Below are 21,034 nucleotides of genomic sequence, written 5' to 3'. Positions count from 1 at the left end.
CACTCCAACCCTAAAACTAGACGCCGCGCCCATTCAACCAGGTGCGCAGCTCGGAAAAATGCTCAATAGCCAACCGTGGCTGAAACTGGCGCAACGACTCCAGCGACTGAGCGCCATAACCCACCGCAACCGAATCCATACCTGCGTTGCGAGCCATCAGCAGATCGAATGACGCATCGCCGATCATCAACGAACGCTGCGGCGCAACATCACAATGCGCCATGATCTCGTTCAACATCCGCGGGTCCGGCTTGCTGGCGGTTTCGTCGGCAGCCCGGGTAGCATCGAAGTAATCCCCCCAGCCTTTGGCCCGCAGCACCCGATCCAGCCCACGGCGCGCCTTGCCGGTAGCGACCGCCAGACGATAGCCATCCTCGCGAAACGCCTGCATCGACTCCAGCACACCCTCGAACAGCGGCGAAGGCACGCTATCCATCGCCATATAGCTGTCAGCGTAGCGCTGCCGAAAGTGGATCACCTGATTGTCACTGATCTGCGGATAAAGGGTTCGAATCGCCTCCGGCAGACCCAGACCGATAATGCCCTTGATCACCGGATCGTCACGAACCTCCAGATCAGTCTCGATAGCCGCGGTACGCATGGCCAGAACAATTCGCCCCACAGAGTCGGCCAGCGTGCCGTCCCAGTCAAAAATCAACAGATCGTAATTACGGCGCACTCAAACGCTCCACTGTCTTGGCCCACATTTCATCCACAGGCGCCTGCACATTCAGTTTGCTGCCATCGGGCATCGGCACCGTCAGCATGTAGGCGTGCAGGAACAGACGCTTGCCGCCCAGATCGCGAATCTCGCGACTGAAATTCTCGTCACCGTATTTGGTATCGCCTGCAATGGCGTGCCCTGCATGCAGCGTGTGCACGCGGATCTGGTGCGTGCGCCCGGTCACCGGCTTGGCTTCGACCATGGTGGCAAAGTCACCGAAACGACGCAGCACCTTGAAAATCGTCAGGGCCTCCTTGCCCTCTTCATTGACCTCGACCATGCGCTCGCCGGAACGCAGATTGCTTTTCATCAGTGGCGCACGCACTTGCTTTTGAGCCGTTGCCCAGTTACCGCGGACCAGCGCCATGTAGCGCTTGTCGACACCGTCACCGCGCAAGGCCTCGTGCAGGTGGCGCAGCATGCTGCGTTTCTTGGCAATCATCAGCAGGCCCGACGTATCGCGGTCCAGACGGTGCACAAGTTCAAGCTCCTTGGCATCCGGACGCAACTGACGGAATGCTTCGATTACCCCGAAACTCAGGCCGCTGCCGCCATGCACAGCGATACCCGCAGGTTTGTTGAGCACGATCAGCGCCTTGTCTTCGTAGACAATCGCAGCCTCGAGGCGCTGCAGCAGAGCCTGCGCAACCGGCACCGGCTCGTCGCGCTCAGGCACGCGTACAGGAGGAATGCGCACGATATCGCCTGCCTGCAACTTATACTCCGGCTTGATCCGCCCCTTGTTCACACGCACTTCGCCTTTGCGCAAAATGCGGTAAATCAAGGTTTTGGGCACACCCTTGAGATAAGTAATCAGAAAATTATCGATGCGTTGACCGGCAAGTTCCGGGGCAACCTCAACCAGCTGGACGCCGGGGGTTGGAGGGGCAATATTCGTCATGCCGCAAATGATAACAATTTTTTATGGATTTGAAGCACTTAATGATTGCTGCTATAGTCGCGAACGCCGCCAAAAGCGGCCGGACAGCGGACCAACGGTTGACAACCGGCCCTGACCAACGCAATTCACAAGGACGGGAGGCCGTCCTACGCAGTGTTCGGTGACAACGGAGCACGCTGAAAACGTAACGAGCGCAGGTGACATGAGGCCGGAAACACGCCTGACAGCAGAGCAGACAGCTCGCTGACGGTGCGGACAGTTCATGGCCAGTTCACAAAGTGCAGTCGCTTTCAGACGCTACGAGCGAATGCTTCGGGAACAACGCCTCAAGCCATGATGCGCGACCTTCCCTATCGAAGATCGCGGTAAATGCCAACCCGCTGCGGATTCTGCGCGCGGCAGCACCCGAATTATCAGGGATACGTGTAGGGTGGAGACGCACAACCATCGGACTGTGTAGCACAAGGCTTGTTCTAGACGCTTCATCTCGTCCGCTACCGATGGTCGATTCCTCCTCCTGACAAAGCTTTTGCTGAAAGGGTGTCTTACGCCACCACAGCAAGCAGGAAACGTCGTCGCGACCCTCCGCCCCCTCTGGGCGAGGACCTCGCTAGACACTGGAGTGTCCAACCACTCCTGACGCGCCCTGACACCGACCGTGAGAAGTCGTGTGTGCCGAACGCCGTTTCCGGCAGCCCGGAAACCGACGGTACTACATGAAAAGAATGCTGATTAACGCAACTCAACCCGAAGAGTTGCGTGTTGCACTGGTAGACGGCCAGCGCCTCTACGACCTGGACATCGAGTCAGGTGCACGCGAGCAGAAGAAGGCCAACATCTATAAAGGCCGAATCACTCGCATCGAACCCAGCCTTGAGGCTGCCTTTGTCGATTTCGGCTCTGAGCGCCACGGCTTTCTGCCCCTCAAGGAAATCTCCCGCGAGTACTTCAAGAAAGCCCCTGAAGGCCGCGTCAACATCAAGGACGTCCTGAGCGAAGGCCAGGAAGTCATCGTTCAGGTCGAGAAAGAAGAACGTGGCAACAAGGGCGCAGCCCTGACCACCTTCATCAGCCTTGCAGGCCGCTATCTGGTCCTGATGCCGAACAACCCTCGCGCCGGTGGCATCTCGCGCCGTATCGAAGGCGAAGAGCGCAACGAGCTGCGTGAAGCCCTCAACGGCCTGATCGCTCCAGCCGACATGGGCCTGATCGTTCGTACTGCCGGCCTGGGCCGCAGCAGCGAAGAAATGCAGTGGGACCTCGATTACCTGCTGCAACTGTGGACCGCCATCAAGGAAGCGTCCCTGGACCGTTCGGCCCCTTTCCTGATCTATCAGGAAAGCAACGTCATCATCCGCGCCATTCGTGACTACCTGCGTCAGGACATCGGTGAAGTCCTGATCGACAGCGTCGAAGCCCAGGAAGAAGCCCTGACTTTCATCCGTCAGGTGATGCCGCAGTACGCCAGCAAGATCAAACTGTACGAAGACAGCGTTCCACTGTTCAACCGCTTCCAGATCGAAAGCCAGATCGAAACCGCGTTCCAGCGCGTGGTCGAACTGCCTTCGGGCGGCTCCATCGTCATCGATCCGACCGAAGCCCTGGTGTCCATCGACATCAACTCGGCACGTGCCACCAAAGGCAGCGACATCGAAGAAACCGCCCTGCAGACCAACCTTGAAGCGGCTGAGGAAATCGCCCGTCAATTGCGTCTGCGTGATATCGGCGGCCTGATCGTCATCGACTTCATCGACATGACACCGGCCAAGAACCAGCGCGCCGTGGAAGAAAAAGTCCGCGAAAGCCTGGAAGCCGACCGCGCCCGCGTTCAGGTCGGTCGCATTTCACGCTTCGGTCTGCTGGAAATGTCCCGCCAGCGTCTGCGCCCATCGCTGGGCGAAAGCAGCGGCATCGTCTGCCCTCGCTGCAACGGCACCGGTATCATCCGTGACGTCGAATCGCTTTCTCTGGCCATTCTGCGCCTGATCGAAGAAGAAGCCCTGAAAGACCGCACTGCAGAAGTGCGCGCTCAGGTGCCGATCCCGGTCGCTGCGTTCCTGCTCAACGAGAAACGCAATTCGATCACCAAGATCGAGTTGCGCACCCGTGCGCGCATCATCATCCTGCCGAACGACCAGCTGGAAACCCCGCACTTCGAAGTTCAGCGTCTGCGTGATGACAGCCCGGAAGCACACAACAGCCAGACCAGCTACGAAATCGCCGCGGCTGCAGCCGAAGTGGAAGAAATCGCCCCGCTGGCTGCCGCAACCCGCACCCTGGTTCGCCAGGAAGCAGCCGTCAAGACTGCACCTGCCCGTGCCAATGCGCCGGTTCCGGTAGAAGCCGTTGCGCCTGCCCCAACGCCTGCACCGGTCGCTCACGAGCCGAGCCTGTTCAAGGGCCTGGTGAAATCCCTGGTCAGCCTGTTTGCGACCAAGGAAGAGCCTGCCGCTCCGGTTGTGGTTGAAAAACCTGCTGCCGAACAGCGTCCGGCCCGTAACGAGGAACGCCGCAACGGTCGCCAACAGAGCCGTGGCCGCAACAACCGTCGTGACGAAGAGCGCAAGCCTCGTGAAGAACGCGCCCCCCGCGAGGAACGTGCCGAACGCGCGCCGCGCGAAGAGCGCGCCCCACGTGAGGAACGTGCGCCTCGTGAAGAACGCGCACCTCGTGAAGAGCGTACCGTTCGTGAACCGCGCGAAGCCCGCGAAGATTCGGCACCACGTGAAGAGCGTCCAGCCCGTACTTCCCGCGAGCGCAAGCCACGTGAAGCACGCGAAGATCGTCCGGTCCGCGAACTGCGCGAGCCTCTGGATGCAGCCCCTGCCGTAAACCTTGCTCGTGAAGAGCGTCCTGAACGCGCACCACGCGAAGAACGCCAGCCGCGCGCACCTCGCGAAGAACGTCAACCACGCGCCGAACAGGCCGCGGCCGCCGTGAGCGAAGAAGAGGAAGTGCTGCTTAACGAAGAGCAGGTGAACGATGAGAACCAGGACGGCAACGACGGTAGCGAAGGCGACCGCCCTCGCCGCCGCTCCCGCGGTCAGCGTCGTCGCAGCAACCGTCGTGAGCGTCAACGTGATGCCAATGGCAACGTGATCGAAGGCTCTGAAGAAAACGGTTCCGAAGAAAACGGCTCGGCAGAAAATACTGAAGAAGGCAGCAGCGCCACCGATCTGTCGGCTGGCCTGGGATTCACCGCAGCAGCTGCGGCTGGCGGCGTGATCAGCGCTACAGCAGAAGCCGATGCACACCAGCAGGCCGAGCGGGCCAACAGCACTGCTGTAGACGCTCCAGCCCTAGAGCCCGCGCAGCAAGCGCCTGTTGCCGAAGCAACTGCTGCCAAGGCACCGGAAGCTGACGCACCGGTAATTGAAGCATCCACTCCAGAAACTCCGGTAGCAGCAGAACCGGTCGTTGAAGCGCCTGCCATTGAAGCGCCGGTTGCGGATAATGCGCCAGTCGCCAAACCGGCTCCGGAAGTAGAGGTTCAGCCTGCTGCGGTCGAAGCACCTGCCATTGCCGCGCAGACCGAGCTGTTCGAAGCGCCGCATGCCGAGCGCGTCGTCCCGTTCACACCAACGCCAGAGCCAGCGCCAGCGCCACAAGCGCCGGTCGAAGCAGCGGCTCATGAAGAAGTGCCAGCCACTGAATCGTCCGAACTGCCAACGCCTGCTGCTGCCGAGCCTGTCGTCGTGAAGGAGGAGCCTGCTCCTTACGTCGCGCCTCAGGCCATCGAGGAAGCAGCGCCTGCCCCTGCGATCGTGGAAACACCGGCAGCACCGGTCAGCAGCACCGGCCGTGCACCGAATGATCCTCGTGAAGTTCGTCGTCGCAAGCGTGAAGAAGAAGCACGCCGTCAGCAGGAAGCCGCTGCTGCCAGCACTCCAGTCGTCATCGCCGAAGCAGCACCTGTTGCCGCTGAAGCAGAATCGGTCCAGCCTTCTCAGGCTATCGAGGAAAAGACTGAAGAAGCGGCGACGGAGCAGCCAGCAGTCAAACCGCAACATGACGCCGATAAAGAAAACGAGCCTAAACCACTCGTTTAACTCCGGCCCATGAAAAAGCCCCGCCTGTGCAAACAGGCGGGGCTTTTTCACATCTGCGATTCAGGATCGCTCTTTGCTCACGCTACGATCTCAATAGAGATTAGGCTCCATCTCCAGCTCAACGCCAAAACGCTCGACGATGTCGCTCTGGATGCGGCGCGCCAGACTCAGTAACTGCAAGCCACTGGCCTGCCCATAGTTGACCAGCACCAGCGACTGGAGCTTGTGCACACCAGCATCACCATCGCGATAACCCTTCCAGCCCGCTTGCTCGATCAGCCATCCAGCCGCCAGCTTCACCCGACCATCGTCCTGCGAGTAGCCGACGACGCCCGGGTGCTGTTGTTTGATCGTTGCGTACAGTTCGACAGGGATAATCGGGTTTTTGAAGAAACTGCCGGCATTGCCCAGCACCGCTGGATCAGGCAGTTTTTCACTGCGAATGGCGCAGATTGCCCGACTGACATCGAAAGGCGTCGGTTTATCGATTCCCAACTCGTCGAGACGCTGACGAACCGGACCATATTCAAGCTGCAGATTGGCTACGCGACTGAGCTTGAAGCGTACCCGCAGGATCAACCAGCGTGCCACCTGGTGCTTGAAGACGCTGTCGCGATAGCCAAACTTACAGTCCTGCAAAGAGAACTCGCGTAATTCGCCTGTTTCACGATCCAGCGCAGTCAGGCTATGGAATACATCCTTGATCTCAACGCCATATGCACCAATGTTCTGCATCGGTGCTGCGCCGACAGTACCGGGAATCAGACTCAGATTCTCCAGCCCGGCCAGCCCCAGCTCCAGACAGGACTGCACAAATGGGTGCCAGGGTTCGCCCGCCTCGGCCTCGACAACTGCTTCAAGGCAATCTTCGCGCACAATGCGAATGCCGCGACTGGCCATGCGCAGCACCAATGACTGCACGTCACCGCTGAGCAGCAGGTTACTGCCACCGCCAATGACCAGCAGCGGCACATCGTGCTCGACCGAATACGCCAGCGCCTCGCGAACATCGTCATCGCTGTGCGCTTCGGCAAACAAGCGGGCCTGAACATCCACGCCAAAGGTGTTGAAAGGTTTGAGGGAAATCGCGGACTGCACCTGCAAGGTCATGACCCTGCCTTCCCGAGCCACTGGATAAACCGCATCAACCCTCCAACAAGCGCCTTACGCGCTCAAGGTCTTCAGGTGTATCGACACCACCGGGTGGCGCTTCAAGCGCGTCGGCAACGTGAATTCGCACGCCATTCCACAACGCACGCAGTTGCTCCAGGCTTTCGGTGTTTTCCAGCCAGCACGGGCCCCAGCTGACGAAGTCATGAAGGAAGCCCGCACGATAGGCGTAGATACCGATATGACGACGATAAGGCACGCCAGCAGGCAACTCGTCCCTGTTTACGGCCAATGCGTCACGTGCCCACGGCAAGGGGGCACGGCTGAACGTCAGCGCCAGGCCATTGATGTCTGTTGCGACCTTGACGATGTTGGGGTTGAACAATGCCGCTACGTCATCGATAGGCTCGGCCAGCGTAGACATTCTGGCTTCGGGATGAGCCGCCAGATTGGACGCCACCTGATCGATCACCGCAGGCGGGATCATCGGCTCGTCGCCTTGCACATTAACCACAATCGCATCAGCAGCCAGCCCCAGTTGCGCAGCCACCTCGGCCAGACGATCAGTGCCGGAATTGTGATCCTCGCGGGTCAGCAGCACTTCGGCACCAAAAGCCTGACAGGCCTCGACAATGCGCGCATCGTCGGTAGCAATTACCACACGCTCGGCGCTGCTTTTGCACGCCTGCTCCCAGACAAGCTGGACCATGGCCTTGCCGGCAATGGTTTTCAGTGGCTTGCCGGGAAAGCGGCTGGAGCCATAACGCGCAGGAATGACAACGGTGAACGCTGCTGTCATTTTTCCAGCCGCTCATCGGTGCTCAAGGTGCGCGCTTCGCTTTCGAGCATCACCGGGATACCGTCGCGAACCGGGTAGGCAAGGCCTGCCCCTTTGCTGATCAGCTCGGTCTTGTCGGCGCTGAGCTTCAATGGTCCCTTGCAGACAGGGCAAGCGAGGATATCGAGTAGTTTGGTGTCCATAGGAGATCCTGAAGCAATCATGGAGAGAGACGTAGCAGTTGCTCATCGAACCAGTCGACAAAAGCATCGGACGGTACTGCATCCACTGCCAGATACCACCAGTCATCGGCTGCAAAGGCACGACATTTCACCGCATCCTTCTCGGTCATGACCAAGGGTAATGAAGGTGTGAATGTCAGCGCCTGGGCACTGTAGACCGCATGGTCGGCGAACGCGTGAGCCACTGGCCGCCAGTGTAATCCTTCGAGGGTATTGAAGAAACGTTGAGGATTGCCGATTCCGGCGACCGCATGCAGCGCCTGCCCGGCCGGGAAATAATCCACCGGCTGGCGTTCGTCACTGCGCAGATTGATCAGGGCTGAAGGTTTGAGCATAAATGCGTAGCCATCGTCGCGATCAGCCGCCGCGCCGTTGTAAAGCAAGGCGTCGACACTGCCTAGCCGCTCAACCGGCTCGCGCAATGGCCCGGCAGGCAGACACCGACGGTTGCCCAGCCCACGGGCGGCATCGATCAGCACCAGTTCCAGATCGCGGGCCAGACGATAATGTTGCAGGCCATCGTCGGAAAGAATCAGATCCAGCGGCTCGGCAGCGAGCAGGGCCTGCACGGCGCGACTGCGATCCGGATCGATCATCAGCGGCACGCCACTGCGTTTGACGATGAGCAAAGGCTCGTCGCCCGCCTCACTGGCACTCTGGTCGGCCTTGACGCGCCAAGGCAGGCTGGGAGGTTTGGCGCCGTACCCGCGACTGACAACTCCGACGCGCAGGCCACGACGACGGCAGTGCTCGATCATCCATAGAATCAGTGGCGTCTTGCCAGTGCCGCCGATGGTGATATTACCCACCACAATAACCGGCACTGGAGCCCGGTAGATGCTGCCCTCACCCGCCAGAAAACGCGCGCGCTTGCCCTCTACGACGCGCCGATAAAGGCTTTCAAGCGGACGCAAAAGCGCAAGCGCCGGGTGGCCCTTGTACCAGGCATCAAGCAAACGGTCGGTAAATGCCATCAGTTAGCCGGTGTGGCCTCGACAGTGGTCATGCGCAAATGGCTGAAACCCAGTTTGCCCGCCGCATCCATGGCCGTAATCACCGATTGGTGCGGGGTCTTGCCGTCGGCACTGATCGACAACGGCAGGCTGGTATCGCCCGCCGACTCGCGTTGCAGCGCTTCGATCAGGGTTGCCAGGTCGTTCTTGGGCAACAGTTGGTTGTTCAGCGAGAAGATCCCGTCGGCGTTGATGGCGATGTCCAGATGCTTCGCGCTGGCGTCCACCTCCGGCGTACCGGTGACCGCCTGTGGCAGATCCACCCGCAGTTGGGTTTCACGGGTGAAAGTGGTCGTCACGATGAAAAACAGCAGCAGGATGAACACCACATCAATCAGAGAGACCAGATTGATGTCGATGTTTTCCCGGGGTCTGCGACGGCGAAATTTCACTTCTTCTTGCCCCCGCCCGCTCTGGCCAGCGACTTGAGATCGATTTTGGCGTCAATCAGATCGACATCACGGTCACCCTGCACCACTTCAACCAGACGAATGGCCTGCTGCTCCATGCCGACCACCAGTTCATCGACGCGACTTTGCAGAAAACGATGAAAAAAGATTGCCGGAATAGCCACGATAAGACCCGACGCGGTACAGATCAGCGCCTTGGAAATACCACCGGCGAGTACACCGGCGTTGGCCGTGGCCCCCGAACTGTTGAACGAGCCGAAGATATCGATCATGCCCAGCACCGTACCCAGCAAGCCAAGCAACGGTGCCATGGCGGCAATCGAACCCAGCGCGCTCAGGTAGCGTTCCAGTTCATGGATAACCCGGGCGGCGGCTTCTTCGATGCATTCCTTCATGATCTCGCGACCGTGCCTGGAATTGGCCAGACCTGCGGCGAGAATTTCACCCAGAGGCGAGTCGGCGCGCAGTTGCTTGAGCTTTTCGCCGTCGAGCTTCTTTTCCTGAATCCACTGCCAGACCTGTCCGAGCAGATGCGGCGGCGTGATGCGGCTGGCACGCAGCGTCCACAGACGCTCGATGATAATGCCAGCAGCGGCGATGGAGCTCAGAATAATCGGCAGCATCATCCAGCCGCCAGATTTGACCAGTTCCCACACAGTGATCACTCCCTCGAAAAATTGGCGCCACTCTATCATAGGGTCGCCAAGTGCCGAACGCCGAGATCGATATCCATTCACTCAGTCACGCCAGAAACGCCGTTTTGCGCGCTCTGCCTGCGGCGTGCCGAACGTACCCAGCCGCAGACTGACAGCGCCCAGCTCGGCGCTGTCATAAATGGCCATACCCAGCCATCGATAACGCGCCATGACCAACGGATGCGGGTGACCAAAGGCGTTGTTACGGCCACGGGAGATCAGCACGCCAACCGGTCCGACGGCCTGAAGAAACACTTTGGATGACGAGGTCCGGCTGCCGTGATGCGGGGACTGCAACCAATGGGCACGAAGGTCAAAACCGCTGGCGATTGCCGCACGTTCCGCGTCGACGTCTATATCACCTGTCAGCAGCAGACGCTCGCCCCCGGCGTCGACACTCAAGATACAGGATGCCGGATTGCCATCAGGCCCCTGCTCCCAACGCCAGGTGGAGAACACCACCCCATCCCACTCCCAGCGCGCACCGCTCACACACAAGCGCGCGTCGAGTTGCGGCGCGAGCCTGGCCAGCTCACCGCCCAATACACGGTCAACCGGAAATGCCTGATGAACTGCCGCTGCGCCCCCGGCATGATCGGAATCGGCGTGACTGATCAACATCAGGTCCAGATGACGCACACCAGCCTTGCGCATGGCGGGCACGACCACACGCTGACCGATATCGAACTCGCCGAAACGTGGACCTGCGTCGTACAACAGTGTGTGATTTCGAGTGCGCAGGAGAATGGCCAGGCCCTGCCCCACGTCCAGCTGCAATACTTCTACCTGGCCTGCAGGCACTGAGTCGAGCGGCGGAAAAACGCACAGCAACAGCAATGGCCAACCCAGCGGACGCATCGGCACGCCTTTGGGCAGTAATAAAATGAAGGTCCCGAGCAGACTCAGCAACCACGCCCAGCCCGGCATTGCACTGGGCAACCAGGCGGGCAAGACCGCAGCAACCCAGCCGAGAAACATAAACAGCCACTCCAGCGCTCCTCCGGCCAGCCAGAGCAAGCCATCGCCGACAACAGGGACCGGCAGCAGCAGTGTTCCGAGCAACGCAGGCGGCAGAACTATCAAGCTGACCCAAGGCACGGCAAGCAAATTGGCAAACGGTCCGCTGAGGCTAATCGGCAGGTTCAGCGCCAGCAGAATAGGCAGCAAGCCAATTGCGATCAGCCACTGCGCACGCGTCCAGCTTTGCCACCAATTCCAGGCACCGAGACGGCCACTGAAAATCAGCACCAGAATGCCGACCGCCGCGAAAGACAGCCAGAACCCCGGCTGCAGTGTCACCAGCGGCTCGAAAATCAGCACCGCGTTGAATGACAATAACAACGGCCAGACCACGCCCAAGTGCCGAAAGCGCAAACGCCACAGCAGCACCATCGCAACCATCACACAGGCACGCCGTACCGGCACTTCGAAACCGGCAAGCAGCCCGTAACCCAGCGCAGCGATGAACGCCAGCGCACAGGCCCAAGGCAGCCAGGGTAAAGCCCGTGGCCACAGTCCCCAGCGTGCAAGGCCTGCGACCAGCGCGTAAATCACTCCGGCCAGCAAACCGATATGCTGGCCGGAAATCACCAGCAGATGCACCGTGCCGGTGTCCTGCAGCACCTGCCAGTCGGTACTCGACAGCCCGGAGCCATCGCCCAGCACCAGCGCCGCCAAACCGCCCTCTCGACCCTGCGCATCAACCGCCAGCAAGCGCTGACGAATAAGATCGCGCCACGCCCCACGCGCAGGTACCAGCAATTGACCATCCACCACCGTACCGGTGGCACCGATGCGCTGAGCCAACAGCCAGGCTTCGTAATCAAAAGCGTCAGGATTGACCAGCCCGGCTGGCCGCTTGAGTTTGACCGCCATGCGCCAGCGCTCACCGCTGTTGACCTGCGGACCGCCGTACCACGCCACCCGGATGCGTGCAGGCAGTATCGCCCTGCGCGACCTGGCCCCTTCCAGCTCGAAACGCACCACGCCCTCGGCGACACTGGGCAAACCGACTACCTTGCCTTGCAGCCACAGCGTCTGACCATCCAGACGATGCGCCAGACGGTCATTCAACGCCCACTGCGCAGAAACACACGCCCAGGTAAGACCGAGCAGGAACAGCGCCAGCGGATAGGTACGAAACGGCAGCAGCATCAACGCCAGTATCGGCATAAGCAGCAACAGCCAGGTCGGCGGCAAAGCAGGCAGAAAGCGTAAGGCCACAAGCCCTGACGCGAGCGCGATCATCCCTGTGCGCATGGTGATTCCTTGAAGCGGAAAGCTTCAAGGATCAGCGCAATCTTGAAATGTCGGAAGCGATGGTGTGTTGCGGGATTTGAAAACCTGTCATTTAGCGCGCCTCAACAGCGTAAAAACCCACCCTTGAAATGAACTATCCATTATCCGCACTAAAACTCGGAAATTTCCTGCATTTTTTTCGGCGATGGATTGTTAGCGTGCCTCCCGCCAAAAATAACTGTAGACCGGGACACGTAAATGCCTGCACCAGAACATCGTTTCGGTCTGACTATCGAAGATGCGCCCTACGCATTTCAAGTGCTTGCCTTCGATGGTACGGAAGGCATCAGCAGGCCTTACGCGTTCACGATAGATCTGGTCAGCGAATGCACTGACCCTGACCCTGACCCAGACCTTGAGCAGCTTTTGCACAAACAGGCATTCCTGGCATTCGACGGCATGGAATCAGGCATCCATGGGCAGATCTATCAAGTCAGGTAACGTGACTCGGGCAGACGGCTGGCGCACTACAGCGTCACGCTGGCTCCCCACTTCAGCTATCTGGCACACCGCACCTCACCGCCAACGTTTCTTTCCTGAAACACTTGAGGGGCTTGGCCCCGACGAAAGACATCAGTGGGCAAAAGCCTGCCGAAGAAGCGCGGCACGTCATGGCTACAGCACCGACAGTCAGGTCACCCGCTGGGTCGCGCTTTTCGCTTGCCTAGGTGCGAACTTTCCTCACGGCGACACTCATGCGCCTTATCAGGCCATTCTCGAAAAGCGGTTTATGTCGCCCGAAGAGCGCCTGGACGATCTGCTTGCTGAACTGCCCCGCCAACTCATCCGCAACATGGAGTCTGCCGTATGAGTAACCGGGAAAGCCACACCGCGATCATCCGTCTGGCTGCCGCCGACCGCGCAGCCAGCACAAGACCTCACGACGATATCAACAGCCGGGTGGCAAGCTGTCCGGCCAGCCAGCCAAAGGTGTTTGTGGTGCCTGTGCGTTAGGCACTTGCGGAGCAAGCAGCCACTCATCCCGCTTGTCAGCCCGGCGCGACACCCAACAACATCCGGCTGGACCTGTCGATGATCGGCGACCCGATGGATTATCAGCTCTGGCTGGAAACACGTGGCGCGCCTGGCTTGACAGAACGTCCTTACACCGTGCGCAACATGGCCGCTCACTGGCTGAGAAACAGCGCTTGCGAGTGGATTCCCGCAGCACAGGGCCAAGGGCTGCGTCTTACCGGTGTTTTCAAGCGTGTCGATCGCGAACTCGGCTCATTGCCACGCGGCGTGTCGTTGCGCGTGCGCTACGGGACACCATTCACCGCGCTATACGGTGTTCAGGGCTTCATCGGCGGCGCGCGAGGTCTGGCCTTTACTGTAACGCCCGAAAATAGCGTTATCGCCCTGCGCAATGATCCCACTCCGAAACTGGACAGTGCTCAGGTCTACAAACTGGGCGAACAGAAGTGCTCTGTGTACCTGCAACCTGGAACCAGACGGTGAGCAGCCATCCCGCCGGCACCCGCCAGAAGAAACTGTTTTCACAAAATGATTATCTGGCACCACTGCCGCTGCCTACTGGATCGTCCCGTGGAAGTCAGTCACAGCGGCTGCCACCCAGTGCTCCAGCATCAGTCAGGCAGGTCGCGTCACAATGGGGCTGCTTTTCATCGGATTTGAAAAGCCTGACGCCGAAGCAACAGAAGACCACAGGCACTTCAGCATGGGTTTCAATTGCGGCGGGGGCGAAACTACCATGGCACTTTGGGAGTGTATGCGCAGTTATATGGAAATCGGACCGGATGCCGTATCCGACAGAACATCCAGATTCAACCGACCAAAAGGTATATGGGCGAGCTACCTGGACGATCTTGTTGCAGCTGCACAAAGAAAAGGCTGGTTTCTGACTCTGCTATGGGAAGGCTTTTTCGGCCTGTTCATTTTCAACACGCTACTGATCGACGCGCTGGAACGCTGGAAGCTATCACCGCCACCGGACCTTGAACACCCAGACATCATCGAATGGTCAAAACCGTTACCACCCGAACAGTGGGCAACCCGCTCTGCGGAGCTGGAAATTGCCATGGCCCGCCATGCAGGGAGCCAACCCATAAACGAGTGACCCGCCACACAAGCGGGTCACCGTCACTCGATGTTACTGACGCATACCGCGCCCGCTCACCAGCAACCGTGCGCAGCCGAAGTACAGTACAAACGTCGCCACGATCATGAACGCCAGGGCGATGCTGATCTTGATGTCGGAGACGCCCAGAATGCCGTAGCGGAAGGCATTGACCATGTGCAGGACCGGGTTGGCCAGCGATACGGTCTGCCAGAACGGCGGCAGCAGGTTGATCGAGTAGAACACGCCTCCCAGATAGGTCAGTGGGGTCAGGACGAAAGTCGGGATGATCGAAATATCGTCGAAGTTGCGCGCGAACACTGCGTTGATGAAGCCCAGCAGCGAGAAGATGGTGGCGGTCAACACCACCACAAGAATGGTGACGCCCAGGTGATGCACTTGCAGGTCGGTGAAAAACATCGACAGCATGGTGACGATGAAACCCACCATCAGCCCGCGCAACACGCCGCCCAGCGTATAGCCGATCAGGATGGTGTGCGGCGAGACCGGGGACACCATCAGTTCTTCGATGGAGTGCTGAAACTTGGCGCCGAAGAAGCTTGAGACCACGTTGCCGTAGGAGTTGGTGATCACCGACATCATAATCAGCCCCGGCACGATGTACTGCATGTAGGTAAAGCCACCCATGTCGCCGATCTGACGGCCGATCAGGTTACCGAAGATCACGAAGTACAAGACCATGGTGATGGCTGGCGGCAGCAGGGTCTGCGGCCAGATCCGCATGAAGCGATGGACCTCGCGGAAAACGATGGTCTTCAAGGCAATCAGGTTGGGGCGCAACTCGCCGCTCTGCACGGTCATAGCGCCACCTTCGCAAGGTTTTTTTCCACCAGGGACACAAACAACTCCTCAAGGCGATTGGATTTATTGCGCAGGCTCAAGACTTCGATGTTCTGGAAAGCGAGCTGGCTGAACAACGCAGTAATGCCGACGTTCTTGTCGACCTGGACTTCCAGGGTGTGGCTGTCGAGCAACCGGCAAGGGAAACCGGGCAACTGCGGCGCAGTCTGCCAGGACGCCTTCAAATCCAGCACGAAGGTTTCGACGGTCAGGGTGCTGAGCAATTGTTTCATGCCGGTGTTCTGCACGATCACGCCGTGGTCGATGATGCCGATGTTGCGGCACAGCTGCTCGGCCTCTTCCAGGTAGTGCGTGGTCAGGATGATGGTGATGCCTTTTTGATTCAGTTCGGTCAGGAACGTCCACATCGAACGGCGCAACTCGATGTCCACACCAGCAGTGGGCTCATCGAGGATCAGCAGACGCGGCTCATGAATCAGCGCACGGGCGATCATCAAGCGCCGTTTCATACCGCCTGACAACGACCGCGAAGGCACGTCGCGCTTGTCCCACAGGCCCAGTTGAGTCAGGTACTGCTCGGCGCGCTCCTTGGCGATCTTTGCCGGGATGCCGTAGTAACCTGCCTGGGTGACGACGATGTCGAAGGTCTTCTCGAACTGGTTGAAGTTGAACTCCTGCGGCACCACGCCAATGCAACGCTTGAGCGCAGCGGGCTCGCGATCCAGATCGTGACCGAAAATGTTCACCGTGCCGCTGGTCTTGTTGACCAGCGTCGAGATGATACCGATGGTGGTGGACTTGCCTGCGCCATTAGGGCCAAGCAAAGCGAAGAAATCACCTTCGGCCACGTCCAGATCAATGCCACTCAAGGCCTGGAAACCGTTGCCGTAGGTTTTGGTTAGCTGCCGAATGGACAGAGCGGAAGACATATCGGAAAGAGTACTCATCAGGAAAAAGGAATGAAGCAGACCGGGAACACACGCCTGTCATGACGACCCAGGCATGCAATGGTGCTCGGCTGGGTCATTCAAGTACAGACACATCTGTTAATAGTAAATATCATGAGCCGGACATGAGCCCGGTCAACTGCTTTAAAAGCTCGGACTGCATGCTCAGGTCAGCGGACTCATGACGGCCTTGCGATAAGCAGGGCGCGTCTTGAGGCGTTCATACCAGGCTTGGAGGTGGGGCAGCGGCGGACGTTCAATCGGCATTTCGAACCAGCCGTAGGCGAAGCACCCCAGGGGAATGTCGCCCATGCCGAAAGCCTCGCCGGACAGGTAAGGCTGGCGAGACAGGGCCTCATCGGCAACCAGCAGCAGGCTGTGCAGGGTCTTGATGCCTTGCTCGATGGCTGGCCAGTCCTGTTTCTCGGGCGGCGTGCGTACCACGCCCCAGAACACCGGGCTGAACGGGGCCGCGATAGTCGAAGAGGTCCAGTCCATCCACTTGTCGGCGTTGGCGCGGGCCTGAAGGTCAGCCGGGTACAGGTCCGAGTCCGGGGCATGGCGGGCGGCCAGGTAGCGTACGATCGCGTTCGACTCCCAAAGCACGAAGTCGCCGTCTTCAATCATGGGAATCCGGCCATTGGGGTTTTTCGCGCGGTAAGCCGCTTCATTGACCAGCCCGAATGCCCCACCGGCGTCCTGCGTCTCGTAGGGTACGCCTGTTTCCTCGGCAATCCAGAGTGCCTTGCGCACATTGCTGGAATTCTTCCGTCCCCAGATCTTGAGCATTGCGTTCCCCTCGCAGTCGCTGATAAATAAAGGCTCACAGTCTACCCCGAAGCGGCGGCAACTTCCTCGTCAACCAGGGGTCACTATCGATGTCGCCTCACCACTGCCCGGCGACCAGTTCTTGATCGCGGCCACGGCGGCGCTCATCACGGAGGAATACCTATGCTGTTGTTGTGGATTGTAGTGCTGGTCGTCGGAATTGCCTGGCTGGCCCATCGGCGTACCGCCCCGCTCCCGGCGCTTGGCGTGGTAGCCGTCTACCTGCTGGCCATGGGCATTTTCAGCCACGCGCCAGGATGGCTACTGACCGTTTTCTGGGTGTTTTGGCTGGCAGTGTTCGTACCTGTTGTGCTGCCTGAACTGCGCCGCAAGCACTTCACTGCGCCCATGTTCAGCTGGTTTCAGAAAGTCCTGCCACCCATGTCGGAAACCGAACGGGATGCGATTGACGCCGGTACCGTCTGGTGGGATGGCGAGCTGTTCAGCGGTCGCCCGGACTGGGACAAGCTGCTGGCCTATCCAAAAGTCCAGCTCACCGAAGAAGAACAGGCCTTTATCGACGGGCCGACCGAAGAACTCTGCGCGATGGTCAGCGACTGGGAAATCGGTCAGGCAATGGACCTGCCGCCTGAAGCCTGGGCGCACATGAAAGAGCACGGGTTCTTTGCCCTGATCATCCCGAAAGAATTCGGTGGCAAGGGCTTCTCGGCCTACGCCCACTCTCAGGTCGCCATGAAGCTGGCCACCCGCAGCGGCGACCTGGCCTCAACCGTGATGGTGCCTAACTCCCTCGGCCCTGCCGAATTGCTGCTGCATTACGGCACCGACGAACAGCGTAACCATTACCTGCCACGTCTGGCACGTGGCGAAGATATCCCCTGCTTCGCGCTGACGGGCCCATTGGCAGGTTCCGATGCGGGCGCGATGCCCGACACCGGGATTATCTGCAAAGGCCAGTGGCAAGGCGAAGAAGTCATCGGCCTGCGCCTGACCTGGGAAAAGCGCTACATCACCCTTGGCCCGGTCGCCACCCTGCTTGGCCTGGCCTTCAAGGCTTACGACCCCGAGCATCTGCTAGGCGAAGAAGAAGATCTTGGCATCAGCCTAGCATTGATTCCGACCGACACACCAGGCGTTGAAATCGGCCGTCGCCACTTGCCGCTGGGCGCAGCGTTCATGAACGGCCCGAATTCGGGCAAAGACGTCTTTGTCCCGTTGAGCTACCTGATCGGTGGCCAGCCAATGCTCGGCAAAGGCTGGATGATGCTGATGAACTGCCTGTCGGTGGGACGTTCGATTTCGCTGCCTGCGGTCGGCACCGGCGCCGCCAAGTACACCAGCCTGGTCACCGGCCAGTACGCCAAGGTACGCGAGCAATTCAATGTGCCGTTGTCGGCGTTCGAAGGCATTCAGGAAGCACTGGCGCGTATCGGTGGCAACGCCTGGTTGATGGACAGCGCGCGCATGCTGACCGCCAATGCGGTCGATCTGGGCGAAAAGCCCTCGGTGCTCTCCGCGATCCTCAAATACCACCTGACCGAGCGTGGCCGCGAATGTATAGGTCACGCCATGGATGTGCATGGCGGCAAGGGCATCATCATGGGCCCGAACAACTACTTGGGCCGCAACTGGCAAGGCGCGCCGATTTTCATCACTGTTGAAGGGGCGAATATCCTTTCACGCAACCTGATGATCTTCGGCCAGGGTGCCATTCGCTGCCATCCATTCGTGCTCAAGGAAATGGCCTTGGCCGGGCGCGAAGACAAGCAGCAGGCGCTGCTCGAGTTTGACACGCTCCTGCTCAAGCACATTGGTTTTGCGGTGAGCAACGCTGCCAGCACCCTGATTCTTAATCTGGGCTTTGGCCATTTCGAAAGAGCACCGGGCAATAACCTGAGCCAAGGCTACTTCCGCGCGTTGAACCGTCAGGCAGCAGCGTTCGCGATGCTGGCGGACTTGAGCATGATGCTGCTGGGCGGTGAGTTAAAACGTCGCGAACGCCTGTCGGCGCGTCTCGGTGACGTGCTCAGTAATATGTATCTGGCTTCGGCGGCACTCAAGCGTTACCACGATCTTGACTCGCCGGATCACATGAGCCCGCTGTTTCGCTGGGCCATGGAAGAAAGTCTGGGCCATTCGGAACGTGCCATGGACGAAATTCTCGGCAACTTCCCCAACCGTGTGCTGGGTGGACTGTTGCGTGCAGTGGTGTTCCCGTTCGGTCGTCGCCACAAGGGCCCGTCGGACAAACTGGACGCCGAAGTTGCACAGGTACTGGGCCGCGCCAAGGGCGATCCGACACTGGAAGAGTTGCTGGCAGGCTGCTATCGCCCGCAATCGGCAGAAGATCCGGTCGGCGCGCTGCAACATGCCATCGACTTGCTGAGCGCCGCCTACCCGCTGCACAAGAAGCTGCAAGTGGCGCTCAAGAGTGGTCAGATCAAACCGACCGCAGGCGAGCACGCCATCGACGCTGCGTTGCGCATCGGTGTCTTGCAAGCAGAAGAAGCACAGACACTGCGTACAGCCGAAACCGCCCGTCGCAAGGTGATCGACGTGGATGATTTCGACAAGGAAGAACTGACCCTGGCAGCGGGCAAGATTCGCTGATAGTCAGGTCACACCACACAGCAGGCGCGTAGAGCTTTATACTCTCGCGCCTGTTTTTGCATTTGAGGATTACCCGATGGCCGACGCCACTCTCGATCACCAACTTGGCCTGCTCGCACACCTGCGCAGCATTCTGGTCGCGCTGGGCGAGGCCGAGCAGGTTCCGGAAGAAAGCCACGCGCTGTTCATGGAGCGCTTCGACGAACTGGTCGAGCAACTGCCGCAAGACCCGATAGAAAGCCAGTACCTGGGCCAGGACATCCTGTGTCAGGTCATCCAGCGCTACCCGCAAATCGCCCACTTGGTGCCTCGCGACCTGCTGTGGTTTTTCGCCGGTGACTGCCTGCATTTCATGCCGGATGATGAAATCGAGCTCTATCAGGCGCTGGAAGAGCGCCGTTACGAAGCCGAGCAAAACGACGAACCGTTTGACTGGAACCAGGAAAAGCAACTGCTGGCCATGTCGACACAGGGCAGCAAACACTGATCACCCAGTGCTCTCACGCTTGGCCCGGAGGCTATTCCGGGCAGGTTGCCTGTTACTGACGCCAATACGTATCGGCAGACAACACATCGATAAATACGATCATTCCGTTCCGGGATTCGAATCAGTTTATCGACTGGACAGGCATACCATGACACTCCTTGGCGCCTGAAAAGGCCACCTGATAAGGAGTGCTCTTTTTCCATGACTCAATTTCGTAAAGTCCTGTCAATTCAGGCAGGCCAACCTGCCTCTGACGGCGCGGGAGTCAAACTGACACGTGTTTTCGGCGGACGGGGCGTGGAACAATTCGATCCATTCCTGATGCTGGACGAGTTCGGGTCGGACGTGCCTGATGACTATATCGCGGGCTTTCCACCTCATCCTCACCGTGGCTTCGAAACGGTGACCTACATGCTTGAAGGCCGCATGCGTCACGAAGACCATATGGGCAATGTGGGCCTGCTGCAGGGCGGCGGCGTACAGTGGATGACCGCCGCACGCGGGATCATTCACAGCGAAATGCCTGAACAGGAAGAAGGCAGCATGCGAGGTTTTCAGCTATGGCTGAACCTGCCGGGCAAGAACAAGCTGAACGACGCCAGTTATCAGGACATCCAGCCTGAAAACGTTCCTCGCCTGACCACTGCAGCCGGTGTGCAGGTGGTGGTATTGGCCGGGCATTTCGACGATGGCCAGGTTCAACAGGTCGGCGCGGTACAGCGCCCGGATACCGAGCCCTTGTACTTTGACTTCGACATGCCAACCGGCAGTCGTATCAGCCCGCGCATGCCCGACGGGCATCTTGCATTGCTGTACGTTTACGAAGGCAGTATCGAAATAGAGGGCAGCGCACAGTCAGTGAGCAAGCGCCATCTTGCGCGCCTGTCTGACACAGGTGATTTGCAGATCAGCAGCACCAAGGGTGCGCGCGTCTTGTTGATTGCAGGCAAGCCCTTGCGCGAGCCGATTGTGCAGTACGGGCCGTTCGTGATGAACACCCGCGAAGAGATTGACCAGGCGTTGCGTGATTTCCGGGAAGATCGTCTGACGGCGTGAAAATCTGAAGCAGGCAGGTATTCTCA

18 protein-coding genes and 3 pseudogenes are annotated in these 21,034 nt (G+C 59.4%); 9 read left to right on the top strand and 12 right to left on the bottom strand.

The genetic code is table 11. The features are described from left to right. Nucleotides 1–16: 16 nt before the first annotated feature. Nucleotides 17–679: an HAD-IA family hydrolase gene (locus RGM3321_RS13175; protein ID WP_244393379.1), complete on the bottom strand. Its 663-nt coding sequence runs from the start codon at nucleotides 677–679 to the stop codon at nucleotides 17–19. Beyond that, nucleotides 669–1,625 carry a 23S rRNA pseudouridine(955/2504/2580) synthase RluC gene (rluC, locus tag RGM3321_RS13170; RefSeq protein WP_002552683.1) on the bottom strand — a complete coding sequence of 319 codons (957 nt, stop codon included), beginning with the start codon at nucleotides 1,623–1,625 and terminating at the stop codon, nucleotides 669–671. Before rluC ends, RGM3321_RS13175 begins: the two co-directional genes overlap by 11 nt. A gap of 725 nt (nucleotides 1,626–2,350) precedes the next feature. Between rluC and rne the strand changes: the two genes are divergently transcribed. After that, entirely contained in the window at nucleotides 2,351–5,674 is a 3,324-nt protein-coding gene (gene rne, locus RGM3321_RS13165; RefSeq protein ID WP_244393378.1) for a ribonuclease E, read from the top strand. A gap of 90 nt (nucleotides 5,675–5,764) precedes the next feature. Here the strand turns inward: rne and murB are convergent, their stop codons facing one another. Genes murB through RGM3321_RS13130 form a run of 7 tightly spaced genes read right to left on the bottom strand, consistent with a single transcriptional unit; the run spans nucleotide 5,765 to nucleotide 12,181 of the window. Next, on the bottom strand, nucleotides 5,765–6,784 hold the full coding sequence (murB, locus tag RGM3321_RS13160; protein ID WP_244393377.1) for a UDP-N-acetylmuramate dehydrogenase: 1,020 nt from the start codon (nucleotides 6,782–6,784) through the stop codon (nucleotides 5,765–5,767). Between the two features lie 34 nt (nucleotides 6,785–6,818). After that, nucleotides 6,819–7,583, bottom strand: coding sequence for a 3-deoxy-manno-octulosonate cytidylyltransferase (kdsB, locus tag RGM3321_RS13155; RefSeq protein ID WP_244393376.1), 765 nt, complete (start codon nucleotides 7,581–7,583; stop codon nucleotides 6,819–6,821). Next, entirely contained in the window at nucleotides 7,580–7,765 is a 186-nt protein-coding gene (locus RGM3321_RS13150; protein WP_002552679.1) for a Trm112 family protein, read from the bottom strand. Before RGM3321_RS13150 ends, kdsB begins: the two co-directional genes overlap by 4 nt. 17 nt (nucleotides 7,766–7,782) lie before the next feature. Further along, nucleotides 7,783–8,778, bottom strand: coding sequence for a tetraacyldisaccharide 4'-kinase (lpxK, locus tag RGM3321_RS13145; RefSeq protein WP_244393375.1), 996 nt, complete (start codon nucleotides 8,776–8,778; stop codon nucleotides 7,783–7,785). Further along, nucleotides 8,778–9,209, bottom strand: a complete 432-nt coding sequence (locus tag RGM3321_RS13140; RefSeq protein ID WP_002552677.1) for a biopolymer transporter ExbD — start codon at nucleotides 9,207–9,209, stop codon at nucleotides 8,778–8,780. Before RGM3321_RS13140 ends, lpxK begins: the two co-directional genes overlap by 1 nt. Next, nucleotides 9,206–9,922 (bottom strand): MotA/TolQ/ExbB proton channel family protein, encoded by a 717-nt coding sequence (locus tag RGM3321_RS13135; protein WP_010214839.1) that lies wholly within the window; start codon nucleotides 9,920–9,922, stop codon nucleotides 9,206–9,208. The genes RGM3321_RS13140 and RGM3321_RS13135 overlap by 4 nt, the downstream gene beginning before the upstream one ends. Nucleotides 9,923–9,964: 42 nt before the next feature. Further along, complete coding sequence (locus tag RGM3321_RS13130) at nucleotides 9,965–12,181, bottom strand: DNA internalization-related competence protein ComEC/Rec2 (RefSeq protein ID WP_244393374.1); 2,217 nt, start codon at nucleotides 12,179–12,181, stop codon at nucleotides 9,965–9,967. 237 nt (nucleotides 12,182–12,418) lie between these two features. On the opposite strand from RGM3321_RS13130, the pseudogene RGM3321_RS13125 reads away from it, so the two are divergent. The 5 genes and pseudogenes from RGM3321_RS13125 to RGM3321_RS13105 all read left to right on the top strand — a co-directional run. Then, a pseudogene (locus tag RGM3321_RS13125) lies at nucleotides 12,419–12,739 on the top strand (contractile injection system protein, VgrG/Pvc8 family); the annotation flags it as partial. Between the two features lie 4 nt (nucleotides 12,740–12,743). Next, nucleotides 12,744–13,031: pseudogene (locus RGM3321_RS13120) on the top strand (DUF4123 domain-containing protein); the annotation flags it as partial. Continuing rightward, complete coding sequence (locus RGM3321_RS13115) at nucleotides 13,028–13,174, top strand: hypothetical protein (protein ID WP_244393373.1); 147 nt, start codon at nucleotides 13,028–13,030, stop codon at nucleotides 13,172–13,174. The pseudogene RGM3321_RS13120 and the gene RGM3321_RS13115, both read left to right, overlap by 4 nt. Before the next feature lie 78 nt (nucleotides 13,175–13,252). Beyond that, nucleotides 13,253–13,678, top strand: a complete 426-nt coding sequence (locus tag RGM3321_RS13110) for a hypothetical protein (protein ID WP_244393372.1) — start codon at nucleotides 13,253–13,255, stop codon at nucleotides 13,676–13,678. Continuing rightward, a pseudogene (locus tag RGM3321_RS13105) lies at nucleotides 13,675–14,297 on the top strand (hypothetical protein). Before RGM3321_RS13110 ends, RGM3321_RS13105 begins: the two are co-directional and overlap by 4 nt. A 33-nt stretch (nucleotides 14,298–14,330) precedes the next feature. Here the strand turns inward: RGM3321_RS13105 and RGM3321_RS13100 are convergent. The 3 genes from RGM3321_RS13100 to RGM3321_RS13090 form a co-directional block, all read right to left on the bottom strand. Then, entirely contained in the window at nucleotides 14,331–15,119 is a 789-nt protein-coding gene (locus tag RGM3321_RS13100) for an ABC transporter permease (protein WP_244393371.1), read from the bottom strand. Further along, nucleotides 15,116–16,048 (bottom strand): ABC transporter ATP-binding protein, encoded by a 933-nt coding sequence (locus RGM3321_RS13095; RefSeq protein WP_005733932.1) that lies wholly within the window; start codon nucleotides 16,046–16,048, stop codon nucleotides 15,116–15,118. The genes RGM3321_RS13100 and RGM3321_RS13095 overlap by 4 nt, the downstream gene beginning before the upstream one ends. Before the next feature lie 183 nt (nucleotides 16,049–16,231). After that, nucleotides 16,232–16,855 (bottom strand): glutathione S-transferase, encoded by a 624-nt coding sequence (locus tag RGM3321_RS13090; RefSeq protein ID WP_244393370.1) that lies wholly within the window; start codon nucleotides 16,853–16,855, stop codon nucleotides 16,232–16,234. 162 nt (nucleotides 16,856–17,017) lie between these two features. On the opposite strand from RGM3321_RS13090, the gene RGM3321_RS13085 reads away from it, so the two are divergent. From RGM3321_RS13085 to RGM3321_RS13075, 3 genes are all read left to right on the top strand, one after another. After that, nucleotides 17,018–19,465 (top strand): acyl-CoA dehydrogenase, encoded by a 2,448-nt coding sequence (locus RGM3321_RS13085; RefSeq protein WP_244393369.1) that lies wholly within the window; start codon nucleotides 17,018–17,020, stop codon nucleotides 19,463–19,465. A 76-nt stretch (nucleotides 19,466–19,541) separates the two neighbouring features. After that, a complete protein-coding gene (locus tag RGM3321_RS13080) occupies nucleotides 19,542–19,952 on the top strand; it encodes a PA2817 family protein (protein WP_004657828.1) in 411 nt (136 codons plus the stop codon). A gap of 201 nt (nucleotides 19,953–20,153) precedes the next feature. Then, nucleotides 20,154–21,008 (top strand): pirin family protein, encoded by an 855-nt coding sequence (locus tag RGM3321_RS13075; RefSeq protein WP_244393368.1) that lies wholly within the window; start codon nucleotides 20,154–20,156, stop codon nucleotides 21,006–21,008. The last annotated feature ends 26 nt before the right edge of the window (nucleotides 21,009–21,034 follow it).

It is taken from the genome of Pseudomonas sp. RGM 3321 (assembly GCF_022836805.1).
Classification (GTDB): Bacteria; Pseudomonadota; Gammaproteobacteria; order Pseudomonadales; family Pseudomonadaceae; genus Aquipseudomonas.
The sequence above is the reverse complement of the archived record's forward strand: the minus strand, read 5'-3'. Positions and strand labels throughout refer to the sequence as shown.